This is a genomic window from Pseudoalteromonas sp. P1-9, from assembly GCF_001399975.1.
Lineage (GTDB): Bacteria > Pseudomonadota > Gammaproteobacteria > Enterobacterales > Alteromonadaceae > Pseudoalteromonas.
Window position 1 is genome coordinate 1 of sequence record NZ_LKBD01000136.1, and the last position, 490, is coordinate 490.

At 50.8% G+C, this 490-nt stretch carries 1 protein-coding gene; it reads left to right on the top strand.

Annotation, left to right across the window (positions count from 1 at the left end; translation table 11 throughout):
• Window positions 1-490, top strand: a 490-nt coding sequence (locus tag AN214_RS21905) for a condensation domain-containing protein (protein ID WP_152960860.1), incomplete at both ends; no start/stop codon positions are given.

Consider the following 490-nt stretch of genomic DNA (forward strand, 5'->3'; position numbering starts at 1 on the left):
AGTGGTGAAGCGCATGCGGTGAGCAGTGTGACCGTGAACGGTCGACCGGAGCAGGAAGGTGCTGAGCAGAGTTTAGGCTTGTACTTAAACTCGTTACCGCTTGCCGTATCGCTTGAGCCGGGGAGCTGGTCTGAGTTACTGGCGCGTGTGAATGACACCTACCGTAAAGGCATGGGTTATCGTCGTTATCCGTTATCGGTTATCCAGCAATCACTGGGTCAGGACTTTGGTGAAGTGTCCTTTAACTACACGCATTTCCATGCGTTAGAAGCGGTACAGGAAAGTGTAGAAGAGCAAGGGGTTGAGTTATTAGGCGGCAGTGGTTATGAGCAGACCAACTACGGGTTGGTGATGAACTTCAGTCGGCTTTCGGGACTGGATGAAATTGGTTTAGACATGACCTTTGATGCGAGCCTGTACTCTGCTGCCTTTATCGAACGCTTAGGTGAGATGTATGTGCGTGTTTACCAGTCCCTGTTAGCGGACTTAG